The following is a 12,085-nucleotide window of genomic DNA, read 5'->3' on the forward strand; positions in this document are numbered from 1 at the left end:
GCAAGAAGGACGCTGAAGAGCTTAGTTGCGGATTTGAGGATTTATATTAATTCTTCTTTATTCTCCTCCTGCTTGGCAGTGGACAACATGCCACAAGCAGCAAATATATCCTCTCCACGCGATGACCGTATAGTGGTAAACAGACCGTGCGAAGTCAGATAATCACGGAACGCAGTCATGGTTTCCATATCAGCCCCTTCAAGATTCACTCCAGGTATGGCATGAAAACGAATCAGGTTAATCCGGCAGTCCAGCCCACGTAGCAACTTCAGAAGTTCCTTTGCATACGGTAACGAGTCATTCACTCCTTTGAAAACAATATATTCAAAAGATAGTCTGCGCTGTTTGCTAAAATCATAGTTTCTTAACAATTCAACAATCTCCGTGATGGAGAAGGCCTTCTCTGCCGGCATCAGCTCGCGACGTTGCAAAGGTATCGGCGAATGAAGGCTGATAGCCAGATGGCAGTCCGATTCCCCAATAAAACGCTGCAAGCCCTTCTTCAATCCCACTGAAGAAAGGGTGACACGCTTGGGACTCCACGCATATCCATAAGAGGCGGTCATTATTTCCAGCGCTTTCAATACCTCGTCCAGATTATCAAGTGGTTCGCCCATGCCCATCATTACCACATTGGTCAGCTTGTCCCTTTCGGGCAACGAACTGATTTGGTTGATAATCTGGTTGGATGTCAGATTGGCGGTAAAGCCCTGCTTGCCGGTCATACAGAATTTGCAGTTCATCTTACAGCCCACCTGAGAGGAGACACAAAGCGTAGCCCGGTCTTCGTCGGGTATATAGACAGCTTCCACGAAATGTCCCTCGCCTGCCCGGTATAAGTATTTCACCGTACCGTCTACAGAGCGCATGGCATCTACCGGCGCTTCGGCACCTACCTCATAGATTTCTTTCAGCAATTCCCGATGCTTCAACGAAAGATTGCTCATTTCGTCTATAGAAGCCACCTTCTTGTCATACAGCCAGGAAGCTATCTGCTTGGCAGAGAAACCGGGCATTCCCAAATTCTTCACCACATTCTGCAATTCAGCGAGCGTCAAGCCCAATAGAGGTCGTTTCTGCATATCGTTTTTCATTAAAACAAAACTCTTTCAAAAATGCAAAGGTAGGAATAAAGTTGCACAAAGACAACGGAGAGTGTAGAAAATGAAATGTACAGACAATGAAAAAGCCGCCCGGAAGTACCGGACGGCTTTTCAATATGGGTTTTCTATTCTTAGAAGAATAAATAACGTTGGTCTTTTACGTTGGCTTTCATATACAAGTCACTGATGAACTGGCTTGCCATACGTGCATGCATGTTAGCCAAGTTAGCCTCTTCAGTTTCCTTGTTGAATGTTTCGTTCAGCTTCTCTTTTGCATATGGTTGCAGAACGAATACACCACCGTTACCCTTGATAGGAGCACTCAGCTTGTTCACTTCAGCAATAGAAGCGTACGCGCCTACCAGAGGTTCGCTACTACGCAATGCCGGGATATAGGCAGGAGCAGAGAAAGTAACGTGCTTTACAGAATCACTGACAGCATTTGCCATATTCTTGTACTGCTCGAACGAAGTTGCATTGGCAGCCTTCATATCAGCCATAATCTTCTCTGCTTTCTTGTCACGGAGAATTTCAGCTCTCAACTGGTCCTTTACCAAAGCCAGTGGGCGATAACCTTCAGGAACAATACTTGCAACACCTACTACCAGCATACGGTCGCTCTCGCCACATTCGTACAAACCAGAAACTTCACCGGCTTTTGCCTCAAACGCCCATTTCAAAGCATCTTTGGTTCCTCTGATACCACCGATACCATGTTCAGAGCTGTACAAATCGGCTCTATCCAGCAACTTGTAACCAGCATCTTCCGCATTGGCAATCATTTTCTCTAAAGTATTGTTTGCAGCGATGAACTGGCTGAACTCATTGTATGCCTTGCTGTAAGTTTCCTTGCTGAATTCTACCGGACGCTTGATAACGGCTACCTTATATTTATCCTTGACAGCCTTCTTGTTGGTTACTTGCAAAATGACATTTGCTTGTCCCAACGCCAGATTGGTCAGTTCGTTCTGTCCCAAAGTTGTGACAGCGGTAATGTATTTCAAGTTGTCACCGTCAATCTGTGCGCCTTCGTAGTTAGCAGAAGAAATCCAGGTAGGCTCACCGGTCTGACCGTACTTCTTCGCAACTTCAGCAAAGCTGGCACCACCCTTAATAGCATTGTAGATGCTGTCGGCCAAAGTCTTCGTCTTTTCAGCATCTTCGGCAACTACCTGAATCTGACGGAACTCGATAGAGTCCGGCATGGCAGCAGTAGCCAATTTCTTGAAAGAGTTGAGGGTATTGTCAGATACGTTATAATAAGGCCCGAACACACCACCCACCGCAACAGAGTCCAAACGGGCTGTCACATCAGCAGGCAGAGACTTAGTAGTGTAGAACAAGTCTGTATAAGGAGCTTCGGAACCGGTAGAACGGATGAAGGTAGTATAGTCAGAAGGATTGGCAGTAAGTTGTTCGGTGTATTCTTCCATTTCCTTCTGGAGAGCAGCTCTGTCTTCTGCACTTGCAGTAACTTGCACATCAATGAACTTGATATTGCGAGTTTCCACATATTGCTTGAACTGTTCTTTCTTCTTGTCGTATGCAGCTTTCAAATCGGAATCCTTGATAACGATGGTAGAGTCAACGATAGAAGAATAGGGAACTGCAGCAAGCAGCAGGTCTGACTGCTCTACTCTTGCATCAAAAGCGTCCTGAGCTTCTACCGGGTTGGAGAAAAGAGATTTTGTAATCAAAGCCTGATACTTCTCCTGAAGACGTGCCTGGATAAGGGACTTTTCGAGGAAAGACCAGAACTTGTACATGGATTCATAGTATTCTGCATATTGTGAAGGCATCTGTGCCTTATTCATTTTTGAATAGTCCACCAAGAACTTCTTCAACATATCCTTATCAAACGCACCGGTCTGAGGATTACGGAACGGAGTCTGTTGCAGCATCGGATGCACACCGGCATTAATGATAGCCTGAATCTCAGCCTTCGATACAACCAGACCGAGTTTCTTTGCTTCCTTTTCAATCAGCTTATTATTGACGTATGTTCTCCATACTTCATCTTTGATTTGGTTTGTCTGCTCATCGCTCAATGCACTGTTGCCACTGGAGAACTTGATGACTTCTGTATATTCTTCTACCAATGCTTGAAAATCCTGAGCGGAAATTGATTCCCCGTTCACTTCACCTACGTCTTGTGACTGGTGTGGCTGAAGCACTTTCCACGCGTCACCTGCGATGAAAGCAAACAGCGCCAAACCAATAACAATCACCAATAAAGGTCCTTTAGACCGAATGTTTTGTAATGTTGCCATTTTAGTTAATATGATTTATTTGTTTATTATTATTTTCCTAACATGTTCATTTTAGCGCACGAAGATACAAAAAATGCTAATACGCATCCATTTATTCTTTAAAAAATTACGCCTAAATGAAATTATTCAATGACTTTCAGTCTTACCAACTCAATTTTAGTGGCTGTTACCTTGATTATTTTAAACTGATAATTATCCACTTCAATCACTTCATGCAGTTTCGGGAAACTTTGATAACGGTTCAAAATCAGACCGCCCACTGTCAGATAATCATCCGATTCCGGCAGGTCGAGCCCGAAAGTCTCATTTACCTTTTCTATTTCCAGACGGGCCGAAAGCACATATTCACGTTCACCCAACTGCTTACACACATAGGATGTGTTATCATGCTCATCCTCAATATCGCCAAAAATTTCTTCCACCAAATCCTCTAAAGAGACGATACCCGCCGTACCACCGAATTCGTCCACCACTACAGCAATCGTTTTTTTCTGTTGCATGAACAGTTTCATCAGTTTGTGGGCCGACATCGTTTCGGGTACAATAGGCACTTCCTTCACGTTATTCCTCCAGTCCACCGGATTCCTGAACATCTCCGACGAGTGAATATATCCCACCACATTATCTATATTTCCATCATATACTATGATTTTGGAAATACCCGACTCCACAAAAAGACATTTCAATTCTTCCAATGTAGTGGTCAGATCTACAGCTACCACCTCTGTACGCGGTACAATACAGTCGCGTATCTTTATATTCGAAAAGTCAAGCGCATTTTGGAATATCTTTACCTCTGCATCCAGTTCTTCTTCACTTTCCGCATTCTCTATGCTCGACTGGATGAAGTAATCCAAATCCACTTTGCCAAAAGCCTTGGCCGACGCCTCCTTGTTTACTTTCATCCCAAATATCCGAAGGAACAGATACGACAATCCCGATGCAAACTTTGAAACAGGAAACAGAATGACATAACATATGAATAAAGGAATGGCACATACCCTCAGCATCAGATTGGGATTGATTTTAAACAAAGTCTTCGGCAAGAACTCACCGGTTACCAAAATAATAAGAGTGGAAATTACAGTCTGCACCAACACCATTACAAAATGATTGGAAATAATTCCGGCAAGAAGATTCACCTCTATGATTTGTGCCATCAAGATACCATAAATGACAAGCGCGATGTTATTACCCACCAGCATGGTCGAGATGAAGTTATTCGGGTTGCGAAGGAAATAGGAAATGATACCGGAAGTGACGCCTGACTTCCTTTCCATCTCAAAGCGCAGTTTATCTACGGAAACAAAGGCAATCTCCATTCCTGAAAAGAAAGCAGAGAAAGCCATGGTTATCAATAAAAAAATAACGGTATCCATTTTATCAATTTATGGTATCAGTCTGCAAGCTGTCTGCTGCGGCAGTCTCCTCGTCAACATAGAAGATACCCTCCGGCTTGCGAATCGTGTAAACAGTCATCTGCTGATTGGATTCAAAGCCATGTCCCGTAATGATACGGTCAGGCTGCTCGATACGGATAAACTCATCCGAATAAATTCTTTGTGCCCGCTGGTCCCAATACAGCAGCTCTGTATCAAACTGCTCACCTTTCAAATTCTGTATATGCACATTCCCCATCAGTTTCCACAACTCCTCCTTATTAAAGAAGTAGGCTGTATCAGCCTTGATACTTGCCTCCACTTGGAAGATAGAGTCGAACTTCTCCAAATAGACCCCCTTTTCAAAAGCCCAGTAAGGAGGATTTTTCCGGTCAAAGACCAGCCACTCTTCCGTATTGATGCGATAACGTGTTACACCCGAGTCAGACACCAGTGTAGTCACCCCGCGGGTATCCATCACTGCCATAGAGTCACGCTCGGTAATGGCATCTCCCAGCTCCTTCTTCTTCCCGGAACATGAAGAAAATAAAAGAAGCATAACCATTGCCCCAAGGACAATGGTTATGCTCGCATTTTTATGATAAACAACGTTGATGGGTTGTAGCAACATGATTTTATCTGATAGTTGTAGATTCACCTATCCATCCGCCGATAGTGATACGGTCACCAGCTTTGTAACCCAACATAAAGAGGTCTTTAGCCTGGGGAGTGTGGCGGGAATAAGTACCAATCAATTCGTTAGCACGTTCTGTAACTGAAGGATCTACAGCTTTAGCTCTCTGCAGCTTGTCAATTACTACAAAGTAAGTACACTTATTCAGAGCAGGCTCATCGGTCCAGTTAGGATTGGAGCCGTAAAGCTGTGCCAGTAAAATATAAGGCTCTCCATAGTTCTCCTTAAAGCTCATAGCCTTTTGGCAGTAGCTTCTTGCCTGAGAGAGTTTCTTGGCCTGCATCAAGGCTGCGGCAGTAGCGTATGCCATTTCAGCCTTCTTGTCATTATCTGTTTCTTTAGCCAATGCTTCATCAAAATACTTCACGGCATTGTCATAGTCACCTTTCTTATAGTACATGTATGCTACACCTACAGCTGCATCGGCAGTCGGGTCAATCTGATACATGTACTCAGATGCCTTGAAGTAAACTTCGCTTTCGTTGCACTTCATCAATTTCAGGATGTTCAATGCCTTCTTCAAGAAAGCGGAGTCAGTCTTGCTTGCTTCCACCTTAGGACCATAGATATTCTGCAAAGATTCACAATCAGCTACACCACTCTGAATGAACATGGCCACGAGGTTATCCTTGATAGCTTGCAAGTTAGCCTTCTTAGCTTCCTTGGTTTCAGCAGCAAGTGCGTCATCTGCATACTTGGAAGCATCAATATAATCCTGGAAGAACTGGTCGGTATGATTATCATCAGCCTTTACCTTCTGCATGGAAGTATCCAGGAAATAGTGCAACACCGCACCTTTGGAACCACCCTTTTCAGCATGAACAGATTCTTTCAGCCAATTATAAGCCGTATTAAGGTCCGGAGCAGGAGCGAACTGAAGATAATCCACAGCTTTGGCACCCAAGGCATCAGCCACACTCGGCACGCCCTTCATTCCCTTACCAATGAATTCAGGAATGTACTTCATTCTCAAATCATATACATCCATCAACTCATCAAAATACTTCTTGTAATCAGCAGAATTTCTATCCTTAATCTGACTCAAGAAACCCACTAAAATCTTCTGAGCATCTGTAAATGTGTAATACCGCAGTGTAGGACAATCCTTCAATACAGCCATACAAGGAGCGTATGCATCCTTAAAGTTACCAGCTCTCACTGCTTCATGAGAGATACTACTGTTCGAATTACAATTTTCAGTCTGTGCGAAAGTGCTGGTCACTCCACCCGAAAGGAGCAAGACAGCCACAAGCGTCTTAATTTTCATTGTATTTAAATTTTAGTTGTTATATTTTTGTCTATTCAATTTCCATTAATCCACTTTACGCTTGAAGAACCAACGTTCGTTAAAGGTTACTCCGATACAAATGCGCAATGTATTTTCGTTCAAGAACGCTGCTTGGGTTCCTTTGGTTCGCACGTATTGCGCAGAAAGGCTCAATACAGAACGGGTTCTCGGTATGGGTAATCCAAAACCGGCAGTAACACCATATTCATCAGCGGCACGTACACCGTCTATCTTATAATAAGGTTTGGAATAATAAGCTCCCAAACGATACTTCACATGAGACAAATAACTTCTTCCCATAGGATTCGGCAGATACTCTGCACCAACGGATATTCTTCCACGGTCGCAAAACGCCTCGTCATTGTTCATATAGCTCACTTTGCTCCAATTCTGGAACATCACATCCGCTCCTACCGTCAGACGATTGTCGTACACGTACGTCACACCTGCGCCAAATGTTGTCGGAATGCCGCAAGTAACAATAGTGTCCCTCGTTGCCGAAGTAGCTCCCGTATTGCTATCACCAGTCTGCGTAACTTCGTACGCATCGTTACTCAAATCATGCCCCGGAGAAAAGACGACTCCCAACGTTGCAACATGCTTTTTCCCAAACTGATGGGTGTACTGCGCTCCAAAATCCAACTTATAACTCTTTACAGCCACATTAGACTGTATTGTAATAGGAAATACACTTGAACTGGACGGAAAGGTTTCCGCAGCGGTTCTTGTTATATCTCCCCAAAGATACGAAAAATTCGCACCGACAGAAAGATTTTTAATTATTTTAAAGCCCGCACCTAAATAAAGCTGATGCAGACCTCCTTCTCCCGAATAGCTTACCGTCGTAGATTTGTCTGGGAATTCCGTATCTTCCCGGTACTCTCCCATGCTGTATCCCACATTCGAATAAGGCAACAATCCCAAGCTTATGGCAGCCCATTTACTTGCACGAAACTGCATCGTGATGTAATCAAAACTGGAATTCTTGGCATTTCGTTTCAGAGTACCGTTACTGAGGTTTGTATTCTGTAGAGAGACTGCTCCATCAAAGATAAAAGTCAACGAATCTACCGCCGTATAGGATGCTGGATTAGCGAAGTTAGTCTGGTACTTGTCTCGTAAACCATAGGCAATACCACCCATCGCCCTGCTGTTACTTGAGCCTTGTTCAGATAACTGTCCATATCCATATCGTGTATAGGGAGAATTTGTATTATTTTGAGCGACTGCCGCTCCTGATAATATCGTGAGCAAGAGCACTAACAGTGTTTGTCTATAGCCTGTCATTATTATAGTTTAAAATTCTATTTAATCCTTTCAACACTAAAAATCTGTCTGCAAAGATGATACTTTTTAAGTTTGTATCAAAAGAAAAATCATCCCCGCCCGTTAAAAAAACCAAAAGTTCAGGATATTTATGCTTCATAGCCGTAACGTAACCTGAAATTTCATATTCAATACCCTTCAGTACTCCGGCACGGATAGCTGTATCGGTATCCTTCCCCATGGGCACCATCCGCCCCTCAAGAGCCACCATTGGAAGCCGTCCGGTAAACTGATGAAGCGCCTTGAAACGCATCTGCAGGCCGGGAGAGATATTCCCGCCATGATAGCGGGCAGCAGCATCAACAAACTCATAAGTGATACAGGTACCGGCATCAATCACCAGTATATCCCTGCCAGGAAATTGCTCATTGGCTCCTACCACCGCCGCCATACGATCATACCCCAGCGTCCGGGGAGTTTCATAGAGGTTTTCTACCGGAAGAGAAGTCTTTTCATTGAGCCACAGAATAGGGACAGCCATACCTTCCAGTTGCGACAACACCTCTCTACTCAAATCAATGACAGTAGCCACTATCGCTTTTTCAATCGTATATGTACGGCATACTTCAGGCAACCGTTCCAACGTCAGATTGGAGTCATACACCACCTCCACGATACGTCCACCATCAAACACCGCCATCTTGGCGATTGTATTTCCTATATCAATAATGAGATTCACCGTATTGCATAAATTTAGCGGCGCAAAGATATAACATTAATATTGAAATTCAGCAGAAACCACCTCTTTATTAGAAGAACAACTGCACAAGAATTCTTATTCACATCCGCACCAAACAATCACAATGCCACTTCTACATTCTGTTGAAATTTATTAAAGCCACAGCATCATACCACAACCATCTGATTATCAATACAGCTAAATGCGCTACATTCAGTATACGACTGAGCCCTATTCAGTATACGATTGAATGGCATTCAGTATACGACTGAATCAGGTTCAATATACCACTATTTCTTGCACCCGTATCGTTTGTAAATAGAAAATACCTACCACTCGTACTCGACAGTTGATTCAAAACAACCAATAATGCGAATTAAGAATTGTATCAAGTTCATAATTAAAAAAGATTCTTCGGACACAGATGACCGGAACAACGCGAATAACCGCTTTAGTTCCTAATCACAAATTGGGATAATATTAGTTTTTTCCGTAAGTTTGCAGCATGAAACGAAGCCTACTTATACATATATATATAGTAATCTTTTTCTTCTGTTTGCCTTCAGCAAATGCCCAGGTGACACAACAGCAAAAGACTGCTGCAACAGACTCCGTACGCGTCAGCCTACTGACTTGCGCTGCAGGAGGAGAGATTTATTCCCTATTCGGACACACTGCCATACGATACGAGAACTATACACGTGGCATTGACGCCGTCTTCAATTACGGCATGTTCAACTTCAACGCCCCTAACTTCATCTTCCGTTTTGCCTTGGGAGAAACGGATTATCAACTTGGAGTCACCGATTATGAGCATTTCGCCGCCGAATACAACTATCTGGGACGCGATGTCTGGCAACAGACGTTAAACCTAACCGAAGAGGAAAAAGAACGCCTGATAGCACTATTGACAGAGAACTACCGCCCTGAAAACCGAGTATACCGTTACAATTTTTTCTACGACAATTGTGCCACCCGCCCGCGGGACCAGATAGAGCGTGCCATCAACGGCACTCTGCAATACGCTGACAATATGACTGCTAACAGTACGGGAATCTCTTTCAGGGATTTGCTGCATAAATACAGTGAAGGCCATTTGTGGTCACGTTTCGGCATGGACCTATGCATGGGCAGCAAAGCAGACGAGCCCATCAACCGGCGGCTGGCAATGTTCGTCCCCTTCTACATGCAGGAGTATTTCAATAAAGCGCAGATTGTGGACAAAGAAGGACAAACACGGCCACTGGTTGCTAAAGAAGAAAAAATCGTAGTAACGGGTAAAACACCAGCCGACTTCGTCAGCGGAGGCATCACACCGATGCAGTCGGCTTCGCTATTACTGATACTTGTAGCAGGCATCAGCATTTACGGCATACGAAGAGGGAAAACTCTCTGGGGCATAGACCTCATACTCTTTTTGATTGCCGGAATAGCCGGATGTATACTGGCATTTTTAGCACTATTCTCACAGCATCCGGCAGTAAGTCCCAATTATATATTATTTGTATTCCATCCATTTCACCTTTTCTGCCTTCCATTCATGCTATCCAGGGTACGAAAAAGGGAAATAAGCCGCTATATGCTGGTTAATTTTGCAGTTTTAACACTTTTTATAGGGCTTTGGACAATAATTCCGCAGAGAATTCCGCCAGCAGTATTACCTTTGGCACTGTGTTTGCTGATACGTTCTGCAAGCAACCTCATTCTAACATACAAACGAAAGTAATGAAAAAAGGACTGATAACTTCCATACTCGCACTTACATTCAGTGGTCTGCAAGCCCAACCGCTGCCTGCCTCCCCAAAGCTGGTGGTAACATTGACCATTGACCAGTTGCGTACAGACTATATGGAAGCATTTTCGTCCTTATACGGAGAAAAGGGGTTTAAGCGCTTACTGCGTGAAGGTAAAGTATTCCGTCAAGCAGAATTTCCTTTTTGCGGAACGGACCGAGCCTCGGCCATTGCCGCCATCTATACCGGGACAACACCGTCCATGAACGGCATCATTGCAGAGCAGTGGCTGGATGCAGGTACACTACGCCCCATAGACTGTGTAGAAGACCCCAACTTCATGGGCAACTATACCGACGAAAGCACTTCCCCCTCCCTATTACTGACCTCCACCATTGCCGACGAGCTGAAAATAGCTACCCGCAACAAAGGTCTGGTCTACGCCATCGCACCTTTCCGCGATGCCGCCATATTGGGTGCCGGACACGCGGGGAACGGTGCCTTCTGGCTTAATAACAATACCGGAAAATGGTGCAGTACAACTTATTATAATGAATTTCCGTGGTGGCTGAGTCAATACAACGACCGGAAATCTCCCGACTACCGTATCAAGGATATGGTATGGACACCTGCACTTCCTTTTACCAACTATACATTTCTGCCCGAATGGCGCAACGAGCCATTCAAATACAAGCTGGATGGTGAACGGACAAACAAGTTCCGCCGCTTGATAACCAGCCCTTTCATCAATGAGGAAGTCAACCTGCTGACCGAAGAGCTGCTGAATAAGAGCACTATCGGACAAGATGACGTGCCCGACCTATTATCGCTGACTTACTACGCAGGAAATTATAACCACCGAAGTACGCAGGAATGTGCCATGGAAATGCAAGACACCTACGTGCGACTGGACCGTAGTATAGCTTCCTTATTAGAGCTCATAGAACGTAAAGTTGGGCTCCACAACGTACTTTTCTGCATCACCTCCACCGGCTATGCCGACCCGGAAGCAGCCGACCCGGGCGTATACCGGATACCGGGTGGTGAATTCTACCTGAACCGCTGTGCCGCCCTGCTAAACATGTACCTCATGGCATCCTATGGCGAGGGACAATATGTGGAAGCTTATTATGACCAACAAATCTATCTCAACCATAAACTTATTGAGAACAAGCAGTTGAGCCTGACTGAAATTCAAGAAAAATCTGCCGAATTTCTGGTTCAGTTTAGTGGCGTGAGCGAAGTATATTCAGCTCATCGCCTGCTTTTGGGCCCCTGGTCACCGCAAATAGAACGTATACGCAATAGTTTTCATCGCAAGCGCTCTGGCGATTTGCTCATTGAAATACTCCCGGGCTGGACTATCATGCAGGAAAATAGTACTGATAACCGTGTAGTACGTACGGCCGATATTCCTGCTCCCCTCATTTTATTGGGAGGAGGAATGAAGGCTGAAACCATCCGTACCCCCATCAGTATTGACCGCATTGCCCCTACCTTGGCAAGTGTAATGCGCATCCGCGCCCCTAATGCAAGTACAGCATCTCCCCTTGACTTTTGATTCTAAAATAATCTGTGCAAATCTGGATAATCTGTATAGAAATCAGTAACTT

9 protein-coding genes are annotated in these 12,085 nt (G+C 44.4%); 2 read left to right on the forward strand and 7 right to left on the reverse strand.

Going from position 1 to position 12,085, the window contains the following annotated elements; all coding sequences use genetic code 11:
* Positions 1-41 precede the first annotated feature (41 nt).
* From rlmN to DW096_RS12635, 7 genes are all read right to left on the reverse strand, one after another.
* Positions 42-1,082, reverse strand: coding sequence for a 23S rRNA (adenine(2503)-C(2))-methyltransferase RlmN (gene rlmN, locus DW096_RS12605; RefSeq protein ID WP_008665254.1), 1,041 nt, complete (start codon positions 1,080-1,082; stop codon positions 42-44).
* 152 nt (positions 1,083-1,234) lie between these two features.
* The gene (locus tag DW096_RS12610; RefSeq protein ID WP_005831949.1) at positions 1,235-3,373 is read right to left on the reverse strand and encodes a SurA N-terminal domain-containing protein; all 2,139 of its coding nucleotides are present in this window, start codon (positions 3,371-3,373) and stop codon (positions 1,235-1,237) included.
* A 122-nt stretch (positions 3,374-3,495) separates the two neighbouring features.
* The gene (locus tag DW096_RS12615; protein ID WP_005831951.1) at positions 3,496-4,752 is read right to left on the reverse strand and encodes a hemolysin family protein; all 1,257 of its coding nucleotides are present in this window, start codon (positions 4,750-4,752) and stop codon (positions 3,496-3,498) included.
* A 4-nt stretch (positions 4,753-4,756) separates the two neighbouring features.
* Positions 4,757-5,383 (reverse strand): LPS export ABC transporter periplasmic protein LptC, encoded by a 627-nt coding sequence (lptC, locus tag DW096_RS12620; protein WP_117865908.1) that lies wholly within the window; start codon positions 5,381-5,383, stop codon positions 4,757-4,759.
* Positions 5,384-5,387: 4 nt separating this feature from the next.
* Positions 5,388-6,713: a M48 family metallopeptidase gene (locus tag DW096_RS12625; RefSeq protein WP_118930898.1), complete on the reverse strand. Its 1,326-nt coding sequence runs from the start codon at positions 6,711-6,713 to the stop codon at positions 5,388-5,390.
* 45 nt (positions 6,714-6,758) lie between these two features.
* A complete protein-coding gene (locus DW096_RS12630; RefSeq protein ID WP_057089747.1) occupies positions 6,759-8,021 on the reverse strand; it encodes a hypothetical protein in 1,263 nt (420 codons plus the stop codon).
* The gene (locus DW096_RS12635; protein WP_118930899.1) at positions 8,008-8,739 is read right to left on the reverse strand and encodes a type III pantothenate kinase; all 732 of its coding nucleotides are present in this window, start codon (positions 8,737-8,739) and stop codon (positions 8,008-8,010) included. Before DW096_RS12635 ends, DW096_RS12630 begins: the two co-directional genes overlap by 14 nt.
* A 505-nt stretch (positions 8,740-9,244) precedes the next feature.
* Here DW096_RS12635 and DW096_RS12640 point away from each other — a divergent pair.
* A complete protein-coding gene (locus tag DW096_RS12640; protein ID WP_087331776.1) occupies positions 9,245-10,465 on the forward strand; it encodes a DUF4105 domain-containing protein in 1,221 nt (406 codons plus the stop codon).
* Positions 10,465-12,033, forward strand: coding sequence for an alkaline phosphatase family protein (locus DW096_RS12645; RefSeq protein ID WP_057089745.1), 1,569 nt, complete (start codon positions 10,465-10,467; stop codon positions 12,031-12,033). The genes DW096_RS12640 and DW096_RS12645 overlap by 1 nt, the downstream gene beginning before the upstream one ends.
* The last annotated feature ends 52 nt before the right edge of the window (positions 12,034-12,085 follow it).

This window comes from Bacteroides sp. AM07-18 (genome assembly GCF_003602695.1).
Taxonomy (GTDB): Bacteria; Bacteroidota; Bacteroidia; order Bacteroidales; family Bacteroidaceae; genus Bacteroides; species Bacteroides uniformis.

Coding starts and splice junctions, on each gene's coding strand:
- rlmN (WP_008665254.1), bottom strand. CDS start 1,082: ATGCAGAAACGACCTCTATTGGGCTTGACGCTCGCTGAATTGCAGAAT.
- DW096_RS12610 (WP_005831949.1), bottom strand. CDS start 3,373: ATGGCAACATTACAAAACATTCGGTCTAAAGGACCTTTATTGGTGATT.
- DW096_RS12615 (WP_005831951.1), bottom strand. CDS start 4,752: ATGGATACCGTTATTTTTTTATTGATAACCATGGCTTTCTCTGCTTTC.
- lptC (WP_117865908.1), bottom strand. CDS start 5,383: ATGTTGCTACAACCCATCAACGTTGTTTATCATAAAAATGCGAGCATA.
- DW096_RS12625 (WP_118930898.1), bottom strand. CDS start 6,713: ATGAAAATTAAGACGCTTGTGGCTGTCTTGCTCCTTTCGGGTGGAGTG.
- DW096_RS12630 (WP_057089747.1), bottom strand. CDS start 8,021: ATGACAGGCTATAGACAAACACTGTTAGTGCTCTTGCTCACGATATTA.
- DW096_RS12640 (WP_087331776.1), top strand. CDS start 9,245: ATGAAACGAAGCCTACTTATACATATATATATAGTAATCTTTTTCTTC.
- DW096_RS12645 (WP_057089745.1), top strand. CDS start 10,465: ATGAAAAAAGGACTGATAACTTCCATACTCGCACTTACATTCAGTGGT.